This is a genomic window from Blastomonas sp., from assembly GCF_030373265.1.
In the GTDB taxonomy this organism is placed as follows: Bacteria; Pseudomonadota; Alphaproteobacteria; order Sphingomonadales; family Sphingomonadaceae; genus Blastomonas.
Window position 1 is genome coordinate 54,785 of sequence record NZ_JAUCZC010000019.1, and the last position, 21,808, is coordinate 76,592.

The window sequence follows — 21,808 nt, forward strand, 5'->3', positions numbered from 1 at the left end:
GCATCCCTTTCTTAATCGTTCGGTTAAAGGGATGTGGAGATGGACCTGACATGGGCAGGCGGGTGGTCAGGATGCGTTTCCCGCGCGTCAGCGCGCTGCCCCAGATGATGCGGCGTTATACCGCTCAATCCCTGTACCGGCGCCGCGCCTTGCTCAGCAGGCGGGCCCAGTGCTTGCGCTCGCGATCGGTCAACGATGTGTCCTTCGCCCGCCCAGCCAGCACGGCCAGCGTCGTGTCGCCGTATTTCTTGTGGATCAATTCGATCTCACGAATATCCTTGCGACGCTGCTCGCCGCTTTCAAACAAGCCCAGTACCATAAGTCCCTCACCGAAACGGTGCGACCCGTTTTTCGTTCGCGGATCACCCCTGAACCCGGAAGTCCGTAGTTACCCCAAATTTGGTGGTTTCTGCAATGCTGCAGGTGCGAAATGAACCGGAAATGTATCAATTCTGGATGAATTTCAAAAGCCGACGCGAAACTGTTGCCAATTGGTGACATTGGATATGACAAATGATTGACCAGGAGCCTCGGATGGCAGATTCTATATGGAAGACGAGTGACATTGCAGCCACGGGTCCCTTGGCCGGTGTGCGGGTGCTGGACATGTCGAGCGTGGTCATGGGCCCCCTGGCAACGGTGATGCTGGCGGACATGGGCGCCGATGTGATCAAGGTGGAAAACCGTGGCGGGAGCCACAGCGGCGACATGATGCGCTATGCCGGGCAGTCTCCGACCGGCGATCTCGGTCCGATATTCATGGCGCTCAACCGCAACAAAAAGGCGGTGACCATCGATGCTCGCAACCCTGAGGGGCATGCGCAACTGGAAATGCTGCTCAAGCAGGCGGACGTGTTCTTTCACAATGTCCGGATGGCCGGGATGGAGCGGCTGGGTCTCGACTACGAGGCGGTGAAGCGGATCAATCCCGACATCATCTATGTGCATTGCTGCGGCTATGGGGCCGAAGGGCCGTATGCCAAGCGGCAGGCCTATGACGATCTTGTCCAGGCAGCATCGGGCTGGGCCGATCTGTACGCCAAGCGATCGGACGGCCCGCCCGCCTATACGCCATCGCTGGTCGCGGACAAAACGGTCGGCCTGTTCGCCACCAGTGCGACGCTGGCTGCGCTGGTGCACAAGGAGCGGACGGGGCAGGGGCAGTTCGTGTCGGTGCCGATGCTGGAATGCTTCACCTTCTTCAACATGGTCGAGAACCTCTACGGACAGACCTTCCCCGGCAACGGCAAGCTCGGCTACACCCGCTCGATCAATCCGCGTCGCCGCCCCTACCCGACAAAGGACGGCTTCATCGCGATCGTCCCCTATGTCGATCGGCAGTGGGAGCGGTTTTTCGAGATCGGTGGCCGCCCCGGCGTGTTCCAGGATCCGCGCTTTTCCACTTATGAGGAGCGCACCAAGCATACCGGCGATCTGTACGCGATCATCGAGGAGGTCGCGGGTACCAAGACCACCGACGAATGGGTGGAACTGCTCGATCGCGAGGACATTCCTGCCATGCGTTTCAATCGGATCGAGGATGTTCCCAACGACCCGCATCTGCGCGCGACCGGATTCTTCATGGACATGGAGGCGCCGCACATTGGTGCCTACCGGACACTGCGCCATCCGATCGCTTTTGGCGGCAGTCCGGTCAACCAGCGACTCGCTCCCCAAAGCGTGGGCGCGCAAAACGAAGAGCTGTGGCGGCCGGCGAACGACTGAGCCGCCGCCGCAAACCCGGTTCGGCGTTAGCGAGGGAAGGAAGGGCTGGTGGCGATGATGGTGCGGAGATAGCGGGGAACTTCGCCGCCGCCGCCAACCGGCTTGCGTGCCAGCTTGGGGTCGATCTCGCGGTCGAAGGCCACTCCGAACCGTTTCGAACGCGCCCAGGCAATCTGGCCGCGGACCGCGCCGATATTGCGCAGGACCGCCACCAGATGCTGTCCCTGGCTGACTTCCAGATCGGACTCGATCATCATTCCGCCAGGCGAAAGGTTGCGCACCTTGACCTTGTGGATTTCGTCGGATCCCTCGAAGGAGACCTCGGCGAGCAGAAACAGGCTGTCACGCGCACGGGTCTCTTTGCTTTCAAGAGATTTCGGGCTGAGAGGCATGTTCATCGATTTGGCGTCCAGATGCTTGGCAATAACAGTGTTGCGTCCGGTCGCGCCGTGGCGGCGACTGGTTCGCGGATGTTATAGGCCGGCTATCGTCGCCAATTGGTTAAGCCCGCAGGGTAGATGTAAAAAAATCAGTCGTCGCGGGAGATCTTCTCGCGCCGTTCGTGCGCTTCCTGCGCCTCCACCGTCATGGTCGCGATCGGACGGGCGACGAGGCGGCCCAGGCCGATCGGCTCGCCGGTGACCTCGCAATAGCCATATTCGCCTTCATCGATCCGACGAAGCGCAGAGTCGATCTTGGCGATCAGCTTGCGCTGGCGGTCGCGGGTGCGCAGTTCGATGCCCCAGTCGGTTTCGCTGGATGCGCGATCGTTCAGGTCGGGCTCGCGCATCGGGCCATCCTGAAGCTGCTGCAGCGTGTCCTTGGAAGCGGCCAGAATGGAGCGCTTCCATTCCTGTAGAAGCGCTCGGAAATAGTCGAGCTGCCGCACGCTCATATAGTCTTCATCCGAAGACGGGAAATAATCCCCCTCTATATTCTTGCGCGCCTTGGCCAGCACATCGATATCGTCGATCGCCGTCGAGATGGACGCCATTGGATGCTCCCGGTGGATAGCAGAACCGGCGATGCGCGCCCAAGGTCGGACACATTCCGTCGGCCTTATGTTGATCGCGCCTATAGCTACCGCGCATAGGCCACACAAGCAGCAAAGCGGACGAATCAAGGAGATTTTGAACAGTTCCTTTGCCGACCGCCGTTGCCGTACCGTCAATGACGATGCGCACGGGGTGATCGGCCGGATGTGATGGCAAACGGTTAATTGTGGCCGCGATTATGGTTCCAAATCGGGACAGCAGGGGTGCGCGACCCCGGATGGGCGCAGTTTTTTGTCGCACAGATTGTCAAATCAAGGTTAACAGCGTTGAGATTAACGCTTTGTTCTGGCTTGCCTTGCATATCGGGATGCTGACTCGACCCTGGTTTTGGTGCCGAAGGTCGCAAGCAGCCTCCCTGGTCTGAGAGAGAAAACACAATGTCTGTACGGATGGCCTTGGCAAAATTGTGCGCCTGCACCTGCGGCGGAGCAATCATCGGCGGCGGCGCGGTGCACGTGGCAGACACGCCGCCTGCGCAGGTCAAGCAGTACAAGCAGTCTAAGGCTAGCAAGCCGATTCGCGGACGCAAGATGGCCAAGGCGCCAGTGCGCCAGGTCAAGCGCGCCAGTCGGGCCCTCCCGCGCACGGTCAGCAACTGCACCCCTCAGGTGGTGACGGTGAGCACCCAGCCTTCGCCGATTCCGTTGCCCTTGCCGCTCCCCGCGCCAATGCCTCAGGACATGGGCACCTTCGGCGGCAGCGGTGGCGGTGGCTTCCCGGTCGTCGTCGGCGGCAGTGGTGGCTTTGGCGGCGGCTTTGGTGGTGGCTTCTTCGGAGGCTTCTTCGGTGGCGGCGGTGGTGGCGGCGGAAGCGTTGTCATTTCGTCGACCGGTTCGACCAGCACTTCGACCGGCGGTTTCACCAGCACCGGCGGCTCGACAAGCACATCGACCGGCGGCGTTTCCACCGGCGGCATTTCGACCTCGACCGGTGGTGTCAGCACGTCGACCTCGACAGGCGGCGTCTCGACCTCGACTGGCGGTGTTTCCACTTCGACCGGCGGCGTCTCGACCTCGACCGGTGGTGTTTCGACCTCCACCGGCGGTGTTTCGACCTCCACCGGCGGCGTGTCCACGTCCACGGGCGGCGTCAGCACGTCGTCGGGCAATGTGAGCTCGAGCAGCTCGACGTCGTCCAGCACGTCATCTTCGACCTCATCGTCCACGTCCAGTTCGACGTCATCGTCCACGTCGAGCTCTACGTCGACCTCCTCTGGCGGCACGCCGCCGCCACCTCCGCCGCCGCCGCCGCCGCCGCCGCCGCCGCCGCCGCCACCTCCGCCGCCGCCGGGCTCATCGAGCTTTGGCGAACCGCCGCCGCCGCCTCCGCCACCTCCGCCCCCGCCGCCTCCGCCGCCGCCGACCGATGTGCCGGCCCCGCCAGCCGTGCTGCTGTTCGGCGCAGGTGCGATCGCGCTGGCCGTGCGGCGCCGCTTCGCCAAGCGCAAGGATGCAGGCAAGGAACGCGATGCGGCCTGATCATCGGGCAGCGTCCGTCACCGCTGCCTTATGATCACCGCATTCAGGGGCGGCCCCGGCATTGCCAGGGTCGCCCTTTTTTCTGCCGATTGCGCATTGCATCCGGCCTTATGGGCAGGGCATAGGCTCAGGCCATGCACGACATAAAATTCATCCGCGAAAACCCTGAAGCCTTTGATGCCGCCATGGCACGCAAGGGGCTCGATCCCGTCGCCGCCGAGATCATCGCGCTCGACGCCAAGCGGCGCGAGGCGCTCAACGAATCGCAGACCGCGCAGGCGCGGCGCAACGAGGCGTCGAAGCTGATCGGTCAGGCGATGGCGCAGAAGGATGCGGCCAAGGCTGACATGCTCAAGGCCGAGGTCGCCGAGCTCAAGACCAGGCTCTCCGAGCTGGAGGAGCAGGCCAAGGCCGCCGATGCGGCGCTGGCCGAGCGGATGGCGCTGCTTCCCAACCTGCCCGCCGACGATGTGCCCGATGGGCTCGACGAAGCCGGCAATGTCGAGATCAGCCGCTGGGGCGATCTGCCGCAGTTCGATTTCGAGCCAAAGGAACATGCCGATATTGGCCCAGCTTTGGGCATGGATTTCGAGACCGCGGCGAAGATTTCCGGCGCGCGGTTTACGTTCCTGCGCGGCGGCATCGCGCGGATGAACCGGGCGCTGGGCCAGTTCATGCTCGATGCGCAAGTGGCGCGTGGGTACAATGAGTGTGCGACGCCCTTCCTGGTGCGCGACGAGGCGGTGTTCGGCGTCGGACAACTGCCCAAGTTTGCCGAGGACCTGTTCCAGACCACCGATGGCCGCTGGCTGATCTCGACCTCCGAAGTCAGCCTGACCAATTCCGTGCGCGAGCAGATCCTGACCGCTGCCGAGCTGCCGATCCGTCTCACCGCGCTCACGCCATGCTTCCGTTCGGAGGCAGGGTCTGCCGGCCGCGACACCCGCGGGCTGATCCGCCAGCACCAGTTCGAAAAGGTCGAATTGGTGACGATCGCCGCGCCCGAGCATTCGCAGATGGAGCATGCCCGCATGTGCGCGGCCTCCGAGGCGATCCTGCAGGCGCTGGGGCTGCCCTATCGCAAGATGCTGCTGTGCGCGGGCGACATGGGCCAGGCCAGCGCCAAGACCTTCGATCTGGAAGTGTGGCTGCCCGGGCAGAACGCCTATCGCGAAATCGCCAGCATCTCGAACTGCGGCGCCTATCAGGCCCGCCGGATGAACACCCGCTTCCGCCCCGAAGGCGAGAAGACCACCGAGTTCGTCCACACTCTGAACGGCTCCGCGCTCGCCATCGGGCGGACGCTGGTGGCGATCGTCGAGAATTACCAGCAGGCCGATGGCTCGGTGCGGGTACCCGATGCGCTGCTGCCGTATATGGGTGGGTTGACCGTTCTGACTGTCTAATCTCTCCCCCCTCCCGCAAGCGGGAGGGGCAGGCCCGGCTTGCCGGGCCGGGGTGGGCTGGGAGCACTATGCTCTGTTCAGGCCCACCCCGGCTTCGCCTCCGGCTCAGCCACCCCTCCCGCAAGCGGGAGGGGAGAGAGAAAATCAGAACTTCGCACCCAGCTGCACGCCGTACAGCCGAGGTTCGCCCGCGATGAAGGTTGCGGTACCGAAGGCGCCGCCGGTGTTGCCCGCGTCGATCAGGTACTTTTCGTTGAACAGATTGCGCGCGAACGCAGTGATCTCGAACGCGCCGTCGTTGAAGCGGACGCCCGCACGGGCATGGGCGAGCACATAGCCGTCCTCGCTGATCGCCGGCGTGTTGGGGATCTCGAAGAACTGCTCACTGCTGTAGGTTACCGTCGGCACGAAGAAGATCGCCGCGCTATCGCTCACCGGCACGTTGACGTCGATCCCGGCGGCGGCTGAGTGCTTCGACTGCAGACGGAAACGGTTGTCCTGGAACGCGGGATCAGGCGATTCGATCTTGGCATCGATGAACGCGTAATTGGCGAAAATCCGAACGTTGGGGCTCAGCCGCAAGGCGCCTTCGACCTCGACGCCGAAGTTGCCGGCATTGCCTGCGTTGACCGGGACGACCTGGCCCTGCTCGTTGAAGAAGCTGGTCTGGAAGTTGGAGTAATCCTGGTAGAACGCCCCGATCGAGCCGGTGAACGCGCCGAACGCGCCCTTGATGCCGCCTTCGTAGTTCCACACCTTTTCCTGCGCGACCAAAGTGAAGGCAGGAACCGGGCCCGTCGCAGTGGCGCGCGCGCTGAGGTTGAGCACGGGCGCGCGGCGGCCCTTGGACACGGTGGCATAGACATTCACCGCATCGCTGATCCGGTAGAGCGCGTTGAAACGCGGGAGCCAGGCATCGAAGTTGTCGCTCTCGCGGAACGTCAGGCCGCGCGTGTCGACCGTGCCGAGCAGCGACACGCCGGGAATGCCCAGGCCCGCCAGGATCCGGCTGGCACCCGCTGCGGCGCTATAGGTCGAAGTGCGCTCTTCGTAGAGATAGCGCAGGCCTGCGGTCAGCTCGAGCCGGTCAGTGACATCGAACGTCATGTCGGCAAACGCAGAATAGCTGGTGTTCTTGCCGCCGTTGGTGAACTCGCTCGAATACGGCAGCACGCTGGCTGCGCCGCGTGTCAGCAGCGTCGTGGCCAGGTTGGGGAGCGCCGGGTTGTTCAGCCTCTGGCAGCTCTGGGCGGCGGGTACTCCAAGAGCCGCTGCCAGCGAGGCGCGGACCGGAGCCAGGGCGCCCGCCGTCGAGCAACCGATATAGGTGCCTTCGTCGGTCACGAACGGGACGCGCTGGGTGCCCTGTTCGTGGAAGACGTTGAAGCCGAAAAAGCCGCGCAGCCGGTCGCTGTTATAGGCAAAGCGGGTTTCATAGCTGAACTGCTCGCCCTCGGCGTCTTCGGCGAACTCGAGGAAGAACAGGCCCGAACCATCGGCGTCGAACACCTCGAGGCTGTCGAACTTGCGATAGCCGCCGATCGCGGTCAGCGTCCAGCTGTCGCTCATCGCGGTTTCGAAGGTGACGTTGGCGTCATAGACTTCGCGCTTGAGGCCCAGTTCGGGCAGGCCCAGGATCGCCTCGCTAATCGCACGCGGCGCGCCGCCGACCTCGCCGACGCGGAACGGATCGGTATCGCCGCCGCTGCGCGGCAATGTGCCGGAGATGAACGCGGTGCCGGGGTTGCGCTGTTGCTCATAGTTGAACACGAAATCCATCGTGCTGCTGTCGGTCGGCCAGATCCGCAGCGAGCCACGCAGCGCGAGCTGATCGATGCCGTTGAGATCGTCCTGGCCCGAGCGGACGTCGCGCGCCGAGACGGTGCCGGGAGCGTTGGCGATGTTGCGGATATAGCCGTCGCGCTGCTTGTAGGAGGCGGCGATGCGACCGGCGATCTTGTCGTTGCCCGCGTTGATCATCGCGCGGCCTTCATACAGGTTGAAGTTGCCGTAGCTGCCGCGGACATCAGCCGAGAAGCCCGGCTCGGGCTTGGCGGTGATCACCGAGATCGCGCCGATCGTGGCGGCGGTGCCGAACAGGGTTGCCTGCGGACCCTTGACCACCTCGATCCGGTCGATGTCGAACAGATCGAAATACGATCCGCGCGAGCGCGAGACATCGATGCCGTTCAGGTAGATGGTAACGCGCGGGGCAACCTGCGCGCTGCCCGAATCCGAGGTGATGCCGCGGATCACGAAGCCGGGATTGTTGGCGCTCTGCTCCTGGATGTTGAGGCCGGGGATGAAGGCTGACAGCTCGTCGAATTCGTCGATGCCGATGGTGTCCATCTGTTCGCCGCTGATCGCCGAGACGGTGATCGGCACGTCCTTGATCGACTGCTCGCGCTTCTGCGCGGTCACGATGATCAGGTCGTCGTTGGCCGCAGTGGCATCGACCCGGTCCTGCGCGAACGCAGGGCTGGTCGACAGAACGGTGGCGAGGGCGATCAGCGACGCCCGGATCGGGCGGCGGAGAAGAGGTGAGCGCATCGGAGCATATCCTCGATTTGGAGTGAATGCTCGCCCATTGCCCGCGACCAGTGACCATTGTGCGTCGCAGCAATTACTGATTTGTGGCGATGTTAATTTAGGGTTGTCATAATCCACAAGGATTACGCGCGCCGTAGGGGAAAGGTGGAAAACGGCGCAATCCGCCAACTCTCTCCCCTCCCGCTTGCGGGAGGGGCAGGCCCGGCTTGCCGGGCCAGGGTGGGCCGGGAGCACAATTGTCTGCTCATGCCCACCCCATCTTCGCCTGCGGCTCAGCCACCCCTCCCGCGTGCGGGAGGGGAGAGGGAACCGACAATCGGGAGGAACGTCAGCCCTGCAGCACCAGCCGGTGGTTGGTCTCGAAATCGCTGGCCAGCAGCTCTGCGATCGCTTCCGCTACGACCGTGGGCTCCTTGACCGTCGCAGGGTCTTCGCCGGGATAGGCCTTGGCGCGCATCGGGGTGCGGGTGCGCGCGGGGTCGACGATCGCGGTGCGGACCTTGCCGATGTTGCGCATTTCCTCGCCGTACGACGCCAGCAGCGCCTCGAGCGCGGCCTTGGAGGCTCCGTAAGCGCCCCAATAGGCGCGCGGCGCGGCGGCGACGGAGCTGGTCAGGCCGATGACGCGCGCCTTGCCGCTGTTGCGCAGCATCTTGTCGAAATGGGCGATCAGCGCCTGCGCGCTCAGCACGTTCAGCGTCATCACCCGGTTGAATTCGGCGCCATCGATGGTCGGTACCGGCCCCAGCGTGCCCAGCATCGCGGCGTTGAGCACCAGCATGTCGAGGCTCTCCCAGCGCTGGCCGATCGCCACGGCCAGCCGCGCGATGCTCTCGCCGTCGCTGAGGTCCAGAGGCGCGATGGTGGCATTGCCGCCCGCCTCGAAAATCGCGTCCTCGACCGCTTCCAGATCCTTGACGGTGCGGCCGGTGAGGATGACATGCGCCCCGCGTGCAGCCAGCGCCTTGGCGGTCGCGGCACCGATGCCGCGGCTTGCGCCGGTGACAAGGGCAAGCTGCCCTTCGAAAATTCTGTCGGTCATGCGTGAAGAGTCCTCAGCCAGCGACCCGTTCGGCCAGCAAGGTCAGCTGGTTGGGCTGGTCGCGCTCGGCCAGATCGGTGAGCGTGGTGGGATAGTCCCCGGTGAAGCAGGCATCACAGTAGCGCGGGTTGTTGTCCTGCCGCTCGGACTCGCCCAGCGCCCGGTAAAGGCCGTTGATCGAGACGAACGACAGGCTGTCCGCCTGGATGAACTGGCGCATTTCCTCGATCGATTTCTGCGCGGCGAGCAGCTTGGAGCGTTCGGGCGTATCGACGCCGTAGAAGCAGCTGTGCATCGTCGGCGGGCTGGCGATGCGCATGTGCACTTCGGCAGCGCCGGCATCGCGCATCATCTGCACGATCTTGAGCGATGTGGTGCCGCGCACGATCGAATCGTCGATCAGCACGATGCGCTTGCCATCGATCAGCGGCCGGTTGGCGTTGTGCTTGAGCTTGACGCCCAGATGACGCACGCCGTCGCCCGGCTGGATGAAGGTGCGCCCCACATAATGCGAGCGGATGATGCCAAGCTCGAACGGCAGCCCCGATTGCTGGGCATAGCCGATCGCGGCGGGCGTGCCGCTGTCGGGGACGGGGACAACCAGATCTGCATCGACCGGATTTTCGATCGCGAGCTGCGCGCCGATCGCCTTGCGCACGGTATAGACCGACGAGCCGTCGACGATGGAGTCGGGCCGCGAGAAATAGACATGCTCGAAGATGCACGGGCGCGAATTCTTGTCGGAGAACGGACGATGCGAGCGGATTTCGCCGTCGCTGACCACCACCAGCTCGCCCGGATCGACGCTGCGGACGAACTCGGCGCCGACGATGTCGAGTGCCACGGTTTCCGAGGCAAATATCACGGTGTCGCCGATCTTGCCCATCACCAGCGGACGGATGCCCAGCGGATCGCGGCAGGCGATCATCCCGCTGTCGGTCAGGCAGATCAGCGAATAGGCGCCTTCGACCTGCTTCAGGGCATCGATGAACTTGTCGAGCAGGGTGCGGTAACGCGATGTCGCGACCAGATGGATGATCGTCTCGGTGTCCGAGGTCGACTGGAAGATCGAACCGGTGCGGATCAGGTCGTGGCGCAGCTTCATCGCATTCGAGATGTTGCCGTTGTGCGCGATGGCAAAACCGCCCGAGGCGAGCTCGGCATACAAAGGCTGGACGTTGCGCAGCGCGGTCTCGCCGGTGGTGGCATAGCGCACATGACCGATCGCCCAGTCGCCCTTGAGCGAGCGCATGATATCCTCGGAATCGAAGTTGCCCGCCACATGGCCAAGGGCCTTGTGGTTGTGGAACAGGCGGCCGTCAAAGCTGCTGATCCCCGCGGCTTCCTGGCCGCGGTGCTGCAGCGCGTGCAGCCCCAGCGCGACCATCGCCGCCGCATCGATAGCGCCGGCGACGCCAAATACGCCGCACTCCTCGCGCAGCTTGTCGTCGTCAAAAGGATGAGTGGTGATCATGTCGCGCGCCCGATTCGGTTGCAGCCGGCTGGTTCGACACCCCTATAGGGAGGCCGTCGGCGTTTGTCTTGCTTTTGTCACAGGTCATTTTTCGTTAACCCAGTTGCGCCTTACGCAAGCTGCCATTAACCCCACCTGTCATGTCTGATCCTCGCGAAACCGGGCTCGTTCTCGACCCCAAATATGACGCCGCTGGGCTGATCACCGCCGCCGTCACCGATGCGGCCAGCGGCGCACTGCTGATGATCGCGCATATGAATGCCGAGGCATTGGCGCTGACGCTGGAGACGCGCGAGGTCCATTTCTGGTCGCGATCGCGCCGCAGCCTCTGGAAAAAGGGCGAGACCTCGGGCCATGTGCTCAAGCTGGTCGAACTGCGGATCGATTGCGATCAGGACGCAGTCTGGGTGGTGGCATCGCCGGCTGGCCCGACGTGCCATACCGGCGCGCCCTCGTGCTTCTATCGTAGAGTGACCGAAGATGGCGGTCTGGAGCGGATTGCGTGAAGCGCCTTGCTGTCTCCGCCTGCCTCGGTGCCTGCCTGATGCTGGCCGGGTGCAGCGAGACACGGGCCGGGGATGACGAGGCTGCGGTAACCCCGCTTGATGCCGCCGCGATCGAGGCGGGCGTCATTGCCGACCCCCTCGTCCTCGATCTGGCGGGCAGCTTTGCCGATGCCGGCGGCACCGGCAGCGATTCCTTTTGTGCGCGCGGCAACCGCGATCAGGGTTATGCCGTCGGCGTCCTGGTCACCTTTGGTGGATCGAGCCAGTGCGAGGGGCAGGGGCGGGCCGTGCTGACCGGCGAGCAGGCCCGGATCAGCCTGACCCGCAGCGCCACGGGAGCCTCCGTGGACGATTGCAGTTTCAGCGCACGGTTCGATGGCAGCGCCCTTGCCTTGGCGGGAAGCGTCCCGGCGGGATGCCAGGCGGTGTGCAGCAACCGCGCAAGCCTCGCGGGTGCTTCCTTCGCACTGGTCGAGAACGGGGACCGTGCGGCTCTGGCTGCCCGCGGACGGGACATCAACCGCTTGTGCGGCGACTGAATCTGCTTGACGTTTACGTCAAGGGAATGTAGCTCCTGCTGCATGCACGACCGTTCTACCCTTGGCCGCATCGACACGCCCGATCTGCACAATCGGGACAGCTATACCATCTCCGATCTTTCGGATGAATTCGGCGTGACCGCGCGCGCGCTGCGGTTCTACGAAGACGAGGGGCTGATCGCACCCGAACGCAAGGGTTTGACCCGCGTCTATTCCAAGCGTGATCGTGCCCGCCTCGCGTGGATCATGCGCGCCAAGAATGTGGGTTTCAGCCTTGGCGAAATTCGCGAAATGATCGACCTTTACGATATCGGCGATGGCCGGCGTGAACAGCGCCGCGTCACGCTGCAGCGCTGCAAGGAACGCATCGCACTGATGCGCAAGCAGAAGAAAGACCTCGAAAGCTCGATCCAGGAGCTTTCGCAGTTCGTGAAAATGGTCGAGCGGGTTGACCGCGAAGACCTGGCTTAGGGTATCAGGCCGCAACGGCCTGGCCGGTCGGCCGACGACTAAAGCGGGCGGTTGCCGCATGGACCACGCCCCGATCGGGCCCAACTGGCTCGAACCACTGATCGCCATTGTTTGAGAGGACATTGACATGCCCAAGTACACCGCCCCCGTGCGCGATACCCAGTTCATCCTGACCGAAGTTCTCGGCATCGAGAAATATTCGAATCTTCCTGGCTTCGACAACGCCGCACCCGACGTGCTGTCCGCCGTGCTCGAAGAAGCCGGCAAGTTCGTCGAGGAAGTGCTGTTTCCCTTGAACCAGGTTGGCGACCAGCAGGGCTGCACCCGCCATGCGGATGGCACCGTCACCACGCCCGACGGCTTCAAAGAAGCCTATAACCAGTATTGCGAGGCAGGCTGGGGCACGCTGGCTGCGCCCGAAGAGTTCGGCGGGCAAGGCATGCCGCACGTCGTCGGCATCGCGTTCGAGGAGTTCATGTCGTCGAGCAATATGGCGTTCGCCATGTATCCCGGTCTGACGCATGGCGCGGTTTCGGCGATCCTCGCCAAGGGCAGCCAGGAGCAGAAGGAAAAGTTCGCCCCCAACATGATCAGCGGCAAATGGGGTGGCACGATGAACCTCACCGAGCCGCATTGCGGAACCGATCTCGGCCTTATCCGCACCAAGGCGGTTCCGCAGGGCGATGGCGGCTATGCGATCACCGGCACCAAGATCTTCATCTCGTCGGGCGAACATGACCTGACCGAGAACATCATCCACCTCGTTCTCGCCAAGACCCCGGACGCCCCCGACAGCGTCAAGGGCATCTCGCTGTTCATCGTGCCGAAGTTCCTCGTCAACGACGATGGCTCGCTGGGCGAGCGCAACGCGGTTTCGTGCGGATCGATCGAGCACAAGATGGGCATCCACGGCAACTCGACCTGCGTAATGAACTATGACGGCGCGACCGGATATCTGGTCGGCGAAGAGAACAAGGGTCTCGCCGCGATGTTCATCATGATGAACGCAGCGCGGCTCGGCGTCGGTGGGCAGGGCCTGTCGATGGGCGAAGTCTCGTACCAGAACGCGGTGCAATATGCCGGCGATCGCCGTCAGGGCCGTGCGCTCACCGGGCCTGCGGACGTCAACGAAAAGGCTGACACGCTGTTCGTCCACCCCGATGTCCGCCGGATGCTGATGGAAGCCAAGGCGATCAACGAGGGCTTGCGCGCGCTGATCCTGTGGGGCGGCCTGCAGGTCGATCTGACCCACAAGGCGCAGACCGAGGAAGAGCGCGTCGCCGCCGACGATATCATCAGCCTGCTCACCCCGGTGATCAAGGGTTACGGCACCGACAAGGGCTATGAGATCGCCACCAACATGCAGCAGGTCTATGGCGGCCACGGCTATATCGCCGAATGGGGCATGGAACAGTATGTCCGCGATGCCCGCATCGCGATGATCTACGAAGGCACCAACGGCGTGCAGGCGATGGACCTTGTTGGTCGCAAGCTCGCCCAGAACGGTGGCCGCGCGGTGCAGACCTTGTTTGGCATCCTCGACAGCGAGTGCGCCGAAGCCAAGGGCGACGAACGTCTCGCCGATTTCGCCAGCCGCCTTGAAAAGGCCGCAGGCGAGCTCAAGGCCGCGACGATGTGGTTCATGCAGAACGGCATGGCGAACCCCAACAATGTCGGCGCAGGCGCGCACAGCTATATGCACATCATGGGCATCGTGGCGCTGGGTCTGATGTGGCTGCGTATGATGCGCGCCTCGATCGCCGCGCTCGACGCTGGCAGCGGCAACGCGGTGTTCTATGAGACCAAGCTCAAGACCGCTCGCTATTTCGCTGAACGCGTCATGCCCGATACCGGTGCCCTCCGCCGCAAGATCGAGGCAGGGTCTGAGGCGATCATGGCGCTCGAGCCGGAGCTTTTCGTCGCCGCTTAAGCCCTCGAAGAGACAAAAACCAATAAAAGGGCGCTTGTGGATTACCACAGGCGCCCTTTTAGTTCGTGTGGCGATGAATTACGGTCGATTTTTTGTCGCGGACTCGAAACCATTGGACGCGCGCTGCGGCGCGACCCCGCGTCGGCCTGTTCCAGATTTGCGATATCTTACGGGAACCCGCCTTTTTGGACGATACGGCCGATTCACCGGCAGGAACGCGAGGCCGGGTTCGTCGTTGATGCTGCGGAGCGAAGATTACCTCCGCAAATATCTAGGACCCTATAGCGGGTCGCATCACGAGGAGAAGAACTCATGAAGAATGCATTTTTTGGAACCCTGATCGCAGCCGGCGCCCTGGCCGCAACCCCCGCACTGGCGCAGGACATGGTCCCCGGAACCCCGGAAGCGCCGACCACCGAAACTCCGGCAGCCCCGATGAATGATCCGGCAATGGATGCTCCGGCAACTGCCGAGCAGGCCCCGCCCGCGACGCTCGACACCAATGGCGATGGCGTTGCTGATGCTTGGGACCGCAACGGTGACGGCCAGCCCGACGCCTGGGATACGAATGGCGACGGCCAGCCCGACAAGGCTGATCCGATGGAAGCCGCGGAGTAATCCGAAAGCAACCAAGCCCTTTAGGGTCGCAACCGAAGGCCGGGAGAGCAATCTCCCGGCCTTTTGGTGTTCAGCGGTACCACAGCTCGTCATTCCCGCGCACGCGTGAACCGCGCTCTTGCGCATCCAGCTGCACATAATCGGGACCTCCACCATCGCGGGGGGGACGATGAATTCTGTCGGGTGCTATCTACCGGTGTGCTCGGCTTACTCCGGCAGGAAGTCAGGCACCGACAGATACCGCTCGCCGGTATCGTAATTGAAGCCCAGCACGCGCGATTCTGCGGGCAGATCCGGCAGCCTCTGCGCAATCGCGGCCAAAGTCGCCCCGGACGAAATGCCGACCAGCATACCTTCCTCGCTGGCCGACCGCCGGGCCATCGTCTTGGCGTCGGCAGGGTCGACCTGGATCGTCCCGTCGATCAATCGGGTGTGGAGGTTCCCCGGGATGAAGCCCGCGCCGATGCCCTGGATCGGGTGGGGTCCTGGCTGGCCGCCGGAAATCACCGGGGAGAGCGTGGGTTCCACCGCATAGACCTTCAGATCGGGCCAGTGCTTCTTCAGTTCCTCGGCGCACCCGGTGATGTGGCCGCCGGTACCCACGCCGGTGATGATGACATCGAGCGGAAAATCGGCGAAATCGGCCAGGATTTCCTGCGCTGTGGTCTGGACATGCACCGCGATGTTGGCGGGGTTTTCGAATTGCTGCGGCATCCAGGACCCCGGGGTCTGATCGACCAGTTCCTGTGCGCGTTCGATCGCGCCCTTCATGCCCTTTTCGCGCGGCGTCAGGTCAAAGGTCGCGCCATAGGCGAGCATCAGCCGCCGCCGTTCGATCGACATGCTCTCGGGCATGACCAGAACAAGCCTGTAGCCCTTGACCGCGGCGACCATGGCAAGGCCCACCCCGGTGTTTCCTGATGTCGGCTCGATGATCGTGCCGCCGGGCTGGAGCGATCCGTCAGCCTCCGCCGCCTCGATCATGGCGAGCGCGATGCGGTCCTTGATCGACCCGCCGGGGTTGGTCCGTTCCGACTTGATCCAGACGTTCGCATCGCCGAACAGCCGGTTGATGCGGACATGCGGGGTCCGGCCAATGGTTTCCAATATGCTGGTTGCGATCATGACGTGGTCTTTCCTGCAGAGGGCGCCGGGGGGGGCGGCGCGCCGGGTTGGGGATGTGCTTCTTCCTCCGTAGGATCAAAGCTGCGCGCGGCACCGATCTGCGGAAACAGCCGGGCCCACAGTGCTGTGATCAATATAGCACCGCCGCCGCCGGCGACAACCGCAGCAATCGGGCCGATCAGCCAGGCCAGCATCCCGGAAAACGCATCGCCCAGCTCGTTCGACGCCGATACGGTGAGCAGCGACACCGCAGAAACCCGCCCGCGTTTGTCGTCTGGCGTGTTGAGCTGGATCAGCGACTGGCGGACATAGACGCTGAACATGTCGGCGGCGCCTGCGACGAAAAGGCAGGCCATCGAGACAATCAGAATCTTGCTGAGGCCAAATACAATGGTGACCAGCCCGAACAGGAAGACACTTGCCAGCATCTTGTTGCCGACATTGGTGCGGATCGGGCGGAACGAGAAAACAAGCGCCACCAGCGCGGCACCTGCCGCAGGGGCGGACGCCAGCAGCGACAGCCCCTGTTCGCCGACCTGCAGGATGTCGCGTGCGAACACCGGCAACAGCGCGGTGGATCCCGCGAGAAACACAGCGAACAGATCGAGCGTGATGACGCCCAGCACCAGCTTGTTCTGCCCGACATAGGCCATGCCGTCGATGATCTGGGCGATCGGCCCCTTGCCCTTGTCCATGATCGTGCGTGGCACCGGACCAATGGTCATCATCGCCAGCGCGGCGATGGTATAAAGGCAGGCGCTGACGATATAGGGCAGATCAGGTCGGATGGCATAGAGCGGCCCTGCTATCGCGGGCCCGATCAGCATGCCAGACTGCCAAGCAATCGATGACAAGGCGATGGCGGTAGGCAAGGATGCTTTGGGCACCAGATTGGGGGCGAGCGCGCTCAATGATGGGCCCAGGAACGCGCGTGCCGTTCCCAAAAGCGCCGCGATGACATAGAGAATCGGCAGGCTGATAAGACCCTGCGCCGTGGTCCAGGCCAGCGTCGCTGCGATGGCGGCCTGGCACAGCAACACGGTGCGCGCGACGAAGCGCCGGTCCATCCTGTCCGCGATCCAGCCGACCAACGGGGTCAGCACAAACAACGGCGCAAACTGCAACAGCCCGATCATTCCCAGCCGCGCCGAGCTCGCCGCGATGTCCATGGTTTCGCGCGCGATATTGTAGCCCTGCCAGCCAACGATCAGCATCATGCAGTACAGCGCCAGCATCGATGACAGCCGCGCCAACCAATAGGCACGGTAATTGGGGATGCTGAACGGGTGGGGAGGGGTGGTCGCCGAGTCCATTCCGTCCGGTAGGCCAGCGCAACGTGGGCGGCAAGCAAGATGAAGTTGCCGGGCGGTGGCGCCGATCTTGTGCAGCTGCGAATGAATCGCTCTTCCCAATTGCCCGGCATGGTGTCAGCACTGTGTCGAGTACCCGAAGCGCGACCCTTCAAGGGGAGGGGTTCGGCAAGAGCATCACCGCAGGGGAGTCGTGCATGAATTGGTCGAAAAAGCTGCTGGCTGCCGCATCGCTTGCGGTCTTGGTGACCGCGTGCAGCGTCGCCCCTTCCGATCAGCCCGCCGCTGCCGATCAGGCCACCGGCATCGACACCGCCTCCGAATGGGGGCAGTTCGTCGACAGCTTTCTGACCGGCTATTTCGCGCGCAACCCGGATTTCGCGGTGTATCAGGGGCGCCACGAGTTTGATGGCAGGCTGCCCGACTGGTCCGAACAGGGCCTGGCCGATCAGGTCGCGTTCCTCGAAAAGACGCTGGCCGATGCTGGCGCGCTGGACACGGCACAACTGTCCAAGGATCACAAGTTCGAGCGCGATTACTTGATGGCGGTGGTTCGCGGTAAGCTGTTCTGGCTGAAACAGGCCGACTGGCCGCACCGCAACCCGGCCTTCTATACCGGAACGCTCGATCCGTCGGTCTATGTTACGCGGCCCTATGCCGATGTCGACACCCGGGCCAAGGCCTTCATCGCCTATGCCCGCGGCATCCCCAAGGCGGCCGAACAGATTCGCAGCAACCTTGAAAGCCCGCTCGATCCCTATGCGATCGATTACGGCGTCAACGCGTTCGCTGGCTATGCCACATTCTTCACCGGCGATGCCCGCGCAGCGTTTGCCGATGTCAGCGACGAGGCGATCAAGACCGATCTGGAAGCCGCCACCGCAGAGGCCAGCAAGGCGATGCAGGGGCTGGCCGACTGGCTGAAGGCGGAAAAGGCCACCGCCAAGGTGGGCTATGCGCTGGGCCCGGATCTTTTCTCGCAGATGCTGGCCAGCACCGAAATGGTCGATCTGTCGATTGCGCAGCTCACGGCGATCGGAGAGGCCGATCTCAAGCGCAACCAGCAGGCGCTGGCCATCGCATGCGGGCAGTTCGCGCCAGGGGCGACCATGCCCGAATGCATGGCGAAGCTGTCGCTCGACAAGCCCGAGGACGGACCCGTGGCCGAGGCCCGGCGGCAATTGCCCGATCTGCGCGCATTCCTGGTGGACAAGGATCTGGTGTCGATCCCCGGCACCGAAGAGGCCAAGGTCGAGGAATCGCCGCCCTACAACCGCCAGAACTCGGCCTATATCGATATCCCGGGGCCCTATGAGAAAGGCCTGCCGTCGGTCTATTATATTTCGCCGCCCGATCCGTCATGGGCGCCTGCGGTGCAGGCCGAGTACATTCCCCCCAAGAAGGACCTGCTGTTCACCAGCGTTCACGAGGTCTGGCCGGGGCACTTCCTGAACTTCCTCCACGCCAACCGCGCCAAGTCGTTCTTCGGTCGGCTGTTCGTGGGCTATGCCTATGCCGAAGGCTGGGCCCATTACACCGAAGAAATGATGTGGGAGGCCGGCTTGGGGGAGGGCGACCCCGAGACGCATATCGGCCAGCTTGCCAACGCGCTGCTGCGCAACTGCCGCTATCTATCCGCGATCGGCCTGCACACCGGCGGTATGACGGTCGACGAGTCGCTGGAGATGTTCCGCCAGCAGTGCTTCATCGACGAGGGCAATGCCCGCCAGCAGGCGCTGCGCGGCACGTATGATCCGGGCTATCTCAATTATACCCTGGGCAAATTGATGATCCGCAAGCTGCGCTCCGACTGGACCGCGGCCAAGGGCGGTCGCGATGCGTGGAAGGCGTTTCACGATGCCTTCCTCTCTTATGGCGGACCCCCGGTGCCGATGGTGCGCGCAGCGATGATGGAGGAGAATGCGCCCAAGGCGGTGTTCTGAGGAGCATCACAACCGAAGGTTTGCGCAACGTCCCTCGACTTCGCTCGGGACAGACGGAGGGGGTGGCCACGCCTTAAATGGTAACAGAACCACCTCTCCGAGTTCCCGAGCCCTTCGGCTGGCTGGCCAAGCCAGCCGCTCAGGGTAAACTTCCCGGCATAGCCGGGAAGTCGAGGGACGTACGCGCAACCGTTGCCTTACTTGCGCAACGCCTCCACGCACGCCGCGCGATCGACCGACTGGCCATCGCTGCGCCGCGCGTCGATGTACGTCACCACCTGCGCGCCGCCTGATCCTTCGGGATACAGAAACGCGTCGAGCACGCAGGCGCTGCCGACGAACTGAAGCTTGCGCGCATCGAATTCGCGCACGTCGAGGCGCGGTTGCCCGAACATCCGCTCCAGATCACGCGAGGTCTTGCCCAGCACCGCCTCGAGCCCCTTGCCCGACAAGGTGGTGCTGCGCGCGGGCATGGTCGGGCGCGAAGGCGGCGTAATCGTCTGCGGCGCGGCGCACGCGGCCAGCCCCATAACCATGAATGCCAGTGCGAAATAGCGTCTCATCGTGCCGTCCCCCCGGCCTCGCGCTGGTGGAAAAGGTGCGTGGCCATCGCCGCGGCTATAATCGGTGCGAACAGATTGACCAAGGGAACGAGCAGCAGCAGGTTGGCAATCAACCCAAGCACGAAACGGCTGGTCCGCGATTGCGCCTGTGTGCCCGGCAGCGCATGCCGCGCCGCCACCATGTCGGCAAGGTCGCGCCCCACCAGAACTGCATTTACCGCAAGGAACAGCATCGGCGCGCCGACCCCGGTGAACAGCAGCACCAGCGCGAAGGGCAAAGCGAGCGCATTGTACAGCAGCGCCCGGCCCAGGCTGCGCAGCGCCATCATCAATGACGGTGCCAGCGGCAGATCCACCGCGCGCTCAGCCGCGTGCGGGTAGTGCTTGCGCTCCACCGCGATCACGATCCGGTCGGCAAACAGCTGCAGAACCGCGATTGCCACCACCCGCCACCAGAACCAGAACGCGATAATCGTCGCAATCACCGCCAGCACGCCGGTCCACTCGGCATAGCCGGAGAGCGGGCCACCATAGCGCGTCATCGCCCATGCCAGACCCTGCCACAGGCCCCAGCCGGTCAGTCCGAAGATCAGCACGGAAAACGCGATCGTCCAGGCGAGTGCGCCCAGGATCGCGCGGTCGCCCAGTTGTCCCAGGCTTTTGAAAAAGGCGCTCAGCATCGCGGCCCGTGTGTCGGGCAAATTTCCGCCGGGGTCAATCGCGCGCAATTGGGGTTGAACCGGTCCGCCCAAGCCGATAGGCCGCGCGGCATCATTTCCGCGCCGCTCTATCCATGGGGGCGCCTACAGAAAGTCCAGCCCAACATGACCAGCCCCCGTTTCGACGTTCTCGCTATCGGCAATGCCATTGTCGACGTGATGGCTCCGGCCGATGACGCCCTGCTCAGCAAGGAAGGCCTGGCCAAGGGCGGCATGATGCTGATCGATGCCGACCGCGCGACCTCGCTGTACGAAGCGATGGGCCCGGCGCAGGAAATCAGCGGCGGATCGGCTGCCAACACGCTGGCGGGTCTTGCCGGCATGGGCTGCAAGTGTGCCTTCATCGGCCAGGTCGCCGATGATCAGCTCGGCGAAGTGTTTGCGCATGACGTCCGCGCGCTGGGCATCGATTACGCGACCCCGGTCCGCACCGGCGACGAAACCCCCACCGCGCGCTGCCTGATCCTGGTCACGCCCGACGGCCAGCGCACGATGAACACCTTCCTGGGTGCATCGCAGTTCCTGCCCGCGAGCGCGCTCGATCCCAAGATGATCCAGGACGCCGCCGTGCTGTATCTCGAAGGCTATCTGTGGGACCCCGAAGAGCCGCGCGCCGCGATGCGTGCTGCCATCGACGCTGCGCGGTCTGCAGGCCGCAAGGTCGCTTTCACGTTGTCCGACGCTTTCGTGATCGACCGCCACCGCGACGATTTTCTCGATCTGCTCGACAAGGGTCATATCGATATCCTGTTCGCCAATGAGGCAGAAATCCAGTCGCTGGCGCAGGTCGATGACTTCGAGGGCGCGGTCGCCGCGATCTCGGCCAAGCTGCCCACGCTGGTCGTGACGCGCAGCGAAAAGGGCGCGATCGCGGTGCATGGCGGCGAGCGCTTCGCTGTTGCCGCAGAGCCGATCGACAAGGTGGTCGATACCACCGGCGCGGGCGATCTGTTCGCTGCCGGGTTCCTCGCCGGACAGGCGCAGGGCACGGATGTCGAGACCAGCCTGCGCATGGGCGCAATCGCCGCCGCCGAGATCATCTCGCACTTCGGTGCCCGCTCGAGCGCGGACCTGAAGGCACTGGTCGCGCAGAAGCTCGGCTGAGAGGTTCCACCCGTCTTATCGTCACTCCCGCGAAAGCGGGAATACCGCTTCTGCGTGACGTCAGCGCAGGAGCGGGACCCCCGCGTCCGCGGGGGTGACGAAAATGGCGTTTGCGTCATGCTTTTGTTGAGATGGGATGGGGGCTATTGCCGCGGCGTTCGGAACGCTCGCGCTGGCAACGCGCACAGCTCTTGAAAGCTGAAAATATGAGAGGGGCCGCCGGGGATCACAGCCCCCTGCGCGGCCCATC

General features: G+C 63.9%; 20 protein-coding genes. 10 read left to right on the forward strand and 10 right to left on the reverse strand.

Features of this window, described 5'->3' with window-relative positions:
* Positions 1-124: 124 nt before the first annotated feature.
* Entirely contained in the window at positions 125-319 is a 195-nt protein-coding gene (locus QUV11_RS12240) for a hypothetical protein (protein ID WP_300883082.1), read from the reverse strand.
* Positions 320-534: 215 nt separating this feature from the next.
* On the opposite strand from QUV11_RS12240, the gene QUV11_RS12245 reads away from it, so the two are divergent.
* Positions 535-1,725 carry a CaiB/BaiF CoA-transferase family protein gene (locus QUV11_RS12245; protein WP_300883084.1) on the forward strand — a complete coding sequence of 397 codons (1,191 nt, stop codon included), beginning with the start codon at positions 535-537 and terminating at the stop codon, positions 1,723-1,725.
* A 26-nt stretch (positions 1,726-1,751) separates the two neighbouring features.
* Here QUV11_RS12245 and QUV11_RS12250 read toward each other — a convergent pair whose 3' ends face one another.
* Together QUV11_RS12250 and dksA are read right to left on the reverse strand one after the other, a co-directional pair.
* The gene (locus tag QUV11_RS12250) at positions 1,752-2,123 is read right to left on the reverse strand and encodes a PilZ domain-containing protein (RefSeq protein WP_300883086.1); all 372 of its coding nucleotides are present in this window, start codon (positions 2,121-2,123) and stop codon (positions 1,752-1,754) included.
* Positions 2,124-2,254: 131 nt separating this feature from the next.
* Positions 2,255-2,719 carry an RNA polymerase-binding protein DksA gene (dksA, locus tag QUV11_RS12255; protein WP_300883088.1) on the reverse strand — a complete coding sequence of 155 codons (465 nt, stop codon included), beginning with the start codon at positions 2,717-2,719 and terminating at the stop codon, positions 2,255-2,257.
* 438 nt (positions 2,720-3,157) lie between these two features.
* On the opposite strand from dksA, the gene QUV11_RS12260 reads away from it, so the two are divergent.
* Together QUV11_RS12260 and serS are read left to right on the forward strand one after the other, a co-directional pair.
* Positions 3,158-4,258: a PEP-CTERM sorting domain-containing protein gene (locus QUV11_RS12260; RefSeq protein WP_300883090.1), complete on the forward strand. Its 1,101-nt coding sequence runs from the start codon at positions 3,158-3,160 to the stop codon at positions 4,256-4,258.
* 134 nt (positions 4,259-4,392) lie between these two features.
* Complete coding sequence (serS, locus tag QUV11_RS12265; RefSeq protein WP_300883092.1) at positions 4,393-5,664, forward strand: serine--tRNA ligase; 1,272 nt, start codon at positions 4,393-4,395, stop codon at positions 5,662-5,664.
* Between the two features lie 144 nt (positions 5,665-5,808).
* Here serS and QUV11_RS12270 read toward each other — a convergent pair whose 3' ends face one another.
* The 3 genes from QUV11_RS12270 to purF all read right to left on the reverse strand — a co-directional run bounded on the left by QUV11_RS12270 (position 5,809) and on the right by purF (position 10,730).
* Positions 5,809-8,214 (reverse strand): TonB-dependent receptor, encoded by a 2,406-nt coding sequence (locus tag QUV11_RS12270; protein WP_300883094.1) that lies wholly within the window; start codon positions 8,212-8,214, stop codon positions 5,809-5,811.
* A gap of 328 nt (positions 8,215-8,542) precedes the next feature.
* Positions 8,543-9,256 (reverse strand): SDR family NAD(P)-dependent oxidoreductase, encoded by a 714-nt coding sequence (locus QUV11_RS12275; RefSeq protein WP_300883096.1) that lies wholly within the window; start codon positions 9,254-9,256, stop codon positions 8,543-8,545.
* Between the two features lie 13 nt (positions 9,257-9,269).
* On the reverse strand, positions 9,270-10,730 hold the full coding sequence (gene purF, locus QUV11_RS12280) for an amidophosphoribosyltransferase (protein ID WP_300883098.1): 1,461 nt from the start codon (positions 10,728-10,730) through the stop codon (positions 9,270-9,272).
* 140 nt (positions 10,731-10,870) lie between these two features.
* Between purF and hisI the strand changes: the two genes are divergently transcribed.
* From hisI to QUV11_RS12305, 5 genes are all read left to right on the forward strand, one after another.
* On the forward strand, positions 10,871-11,236 hold the full coding sequence (gene hisI, locus QUV11_RS12285) for a phosphoribosyl-AMP cyclohydrolase (protein WP_289619506.1): 366 nt from the start codon (positions 10,871-10,873) through the stop codon (positions 11,234-11,236).
* Positions 11,233-11,775, forward strand: a complete 543-nt coding sequence (locus QUV11_RS12290) for a hypothetical protein (RefSeq protein WP_289619507.1) — start codon at positions 11,233-11,235, stop codon at positions 11,773-11,775. Before hisI ends, QUV11_RS12290 begins: the two co-directional genes overlap by 4 nt.
* 42 nt (positions 11,776-11,817) lie before the next feature.
* Complete coding sequence (locus QUV11_RS12295; RefSeq protein ID WP_289619508.1) at positions 11,818-12,246, forward strand: MerR family DNA-binding transcriptional regulator; 429 nt, start codon at positions 11,818-11,820, stop codon at positions 12,244-12,246.
* Between the two features lie 127 nt (positions 12,247-12,373).
* Complete coding sequence (locus tag QUV11_RS12300; RefSeq protein ID WP_300883102.1) at positions 12,374-14,176, forward strand: acyl-CoA dehydrogenase C-terminal domain-containing protein; 1,803 nt, start codon at positions 12,374-12,376, stop codon at positions 14,174-14,176.
* Positions 14,177-14,488: 312 nt separating this feature from the next.
* Positions 14,489-14,794, forward strand: coding sequence for a hypothetical protein (locus QUV11_RS12305; protein ID WP_300883104.1), 306 nt, complete (start codon positions 14,489-14,491; stop codon positions 14,792-14,794).
* Positions 14,795-15,001: 207 nt separating this feature from the next.
* Here the strand turns inward: QUV11_RS12305 and cysK are convergent, their stop codons facing one another.
* Together cysK and QUV11_RS12315 are read right to left on the reverse strand one after the other, a co-directional pair.
* Positions 15,002-15,919 (reverse strand): cysteine synthase A, encoded by a 918-nt coding sequence (cysK, locus tag QUV11_RS12310; RefSeq protein WP_300883106.1) that lies wholly within the window; start codon positions 15,917-15,919, stop codon positions 15,002-15,004.
* Positions 15,916-17,232 (reverse strand): MFS transporter, encoded by a 1,317-nt coding sequence (locus tag QUV11_RS12315; RefSeq protein WP_300883108.1) that lies wholly within the window; start codon positions 17,230-17,232, stop codon positions 15,916-15,918. The genes cysK and QUV11_RS12315 overlap by 4 nt, the downstream gene beginning before the upstream one ends.
* Positions 17,233-17,426: 194 nt before the next feature.
* Between QUV11_RS12315 and QUV11_RS12320 the strand changes: the two genes are divergently transcribed.
* The gene (locus QUV11_RS12320) at positions 17,427-19,172 is read left to right on the forward strand and encodes a DUF885 domain-containing protein (protein WP_300883110.1); all 1,746 of its coding nucleotides are present in this window, start codon (positions 17,427-17,429) and stop codon (positions 19,170-19,172) included.
* 197 nt (positions 19,173-19,369) lie between these two features.
* Here QUV11_RS12320 and QUV11_RS12325 read toward each other — a convergent pair whose 3' ends face one another.
* Complete coding sequence (locus QUV11_RS12325) at positions 19,370-19,735, reverse strand: hypothetical protein (RefSeq protein ID WP_300883112.1); 366 nt, start codon at positions 19,733-19,735, stop codon at positions 19,370-19,372.
* Entirely contained in the window at positions 19,732-20,436 is a 705-nt protein-coding gene (locus tag QUV11_RS12330; RefSeq protein ID WP_300883114.1) for an EI24 domain-containing protein, read from the reverse strand. Before QUV11_RS12330 ends, QUV11_RS12325 begins: the two co-directional genes overlap by 4 nt.
* A 123-nt stretch (positions 20,437-20,559) precedes the next feature.
* On the opposite strand from QUV11_RS12330, the gene QUV11_RS12335 reads away from it, so the two are divergent.
* Positions 20,560-21,558, forward strand: a complete 999-nt coding sequence (locus QUV11_RS12335) for an adenosine kinase (RefSeq protein ID WP_300883116.1) — start codon at positions 20,560-20,562, stop codon at positions 21,556-21,558.
* Positions 21,559-21,808 lie beyond the last annotated feature (250 nt).

Coding starts and splice junctions, on each gene's coding strand:
- QUV11_RS12240 (WP_300883082.1), bottom strand. CDS start 319: ATGGTACTGGGCTTGTTTGAAAGCGGCGAGCAGCGTCGCAAGGATATT.
- QUV11_RS12245 (WP_300883084.1), top strand. CDS start 535: ATGGCAGATTCTATATGGAAGACGAGTGACATTGCAGCCACGGGTCCC.
- QUV11_RS12250 (WP_300883086.1), bottom strand. CDS start 2,123: ATGAACATGCCTCTCAGCCCGAAATCTCTTGAAAGCAAAGAGACCCGT.
- dksA (WP_300883088.1), bottom strand. CDS start 2,719: ATGGCGTCCATCTCGACGGCGATCGACGATATCGATGTGCTGGCCAAG.
- QUV11_RS12260 (WP_300883090.1), top strand. CDS start 3,158: ATGTCTGTACGGATGGCCTTGGCAAAATTGTGCGCCTGCACCTGCGGC.
- serS (WP_300883092.1), top strand. CDS start 4,393: ATGCACGACATAAAATTCATCCGCGAAAACCCTGAAGCCTTTGATGCC.
- QUV11_RS12270 (WP_300883094.1), bottom strand. CDS start 8,214: ATGCGCTCACCTCTTCTCCGCCGCCCGATCCGGGCGTCGCTGATCGCC.
- QUV11_RS12275 (WP_300883096.1), bottom strand. CDS start 9,256: ATGACCGACAGAATTTTCGAAGGGCAGCTTGCCCTTGTCACCGGCGCA.
- purF (WP_300883098.1), bottom strand. CDS start 10,730: ATGATCACCACTCATCCTTTTGACGACGACAAGCTGCGCGAGGAGTGC.
- hisI (WP_289619506.1), top strand. CDS start 10,871: ATGTCTGATCCTCGCGAAACCGGGCTCGTTCTCGACCCCAAATATGAC.
- QUV11_RS12295 (WP_289619508.1), top strand. CDS start 11,818: ATGCACGACCGTTCTACCCTTGGCCGCATCGACACGCCCGATCTGCAC.
- QUV11_RS12300 (WP_300883102.1), top strand. CDS start 12,374: ATGCCCAAGTACACCGCCCCCGTGCGCGATACCCAGTTCATCCTGACC.
- QUV11_RS12305 (WP_300883104.1), top strand. CDS start 14,489: ATGAAGAATGCATTTTTTGGAACCCTGATCGCAGCCGGCGCCCTGGCC.
- cysK (WP_300883106.1), bottom strand. CDS start 15,919: ATGATCGCAACCAGCATATTGGAAACCATTGGCCGGACCCCGCATGTC.
- QUV11_RS12315 (WP_300883108.1), bottom strand. CDS start 17,232: ATGGACTCGGCGACCACCCCTCCCCACCCGTTCAGCATCCCCAATTAC.
- QUV11_RS12320 (WP_300883110.1), top strand. CDS start 17,427: ATGAATTGGTCGAAAAAGCTGCTGGCTGCCGCATCGCTTGCGGTCTTG.
- QUV11_RS12325 (WP_300883112.1), bottom strand. CDS start 19,735: ATGAGACGCTATTTCGCACTGGCATTCATGGTTATGGGGCTGGCCGCG.
- QUV11_RS12335 (WP_300883116.1), top strand. CDS start 20,560: ATGACCAGCCCCCGTTTCGACGTTCTCGCTATCGGCAATGCCATTGTC.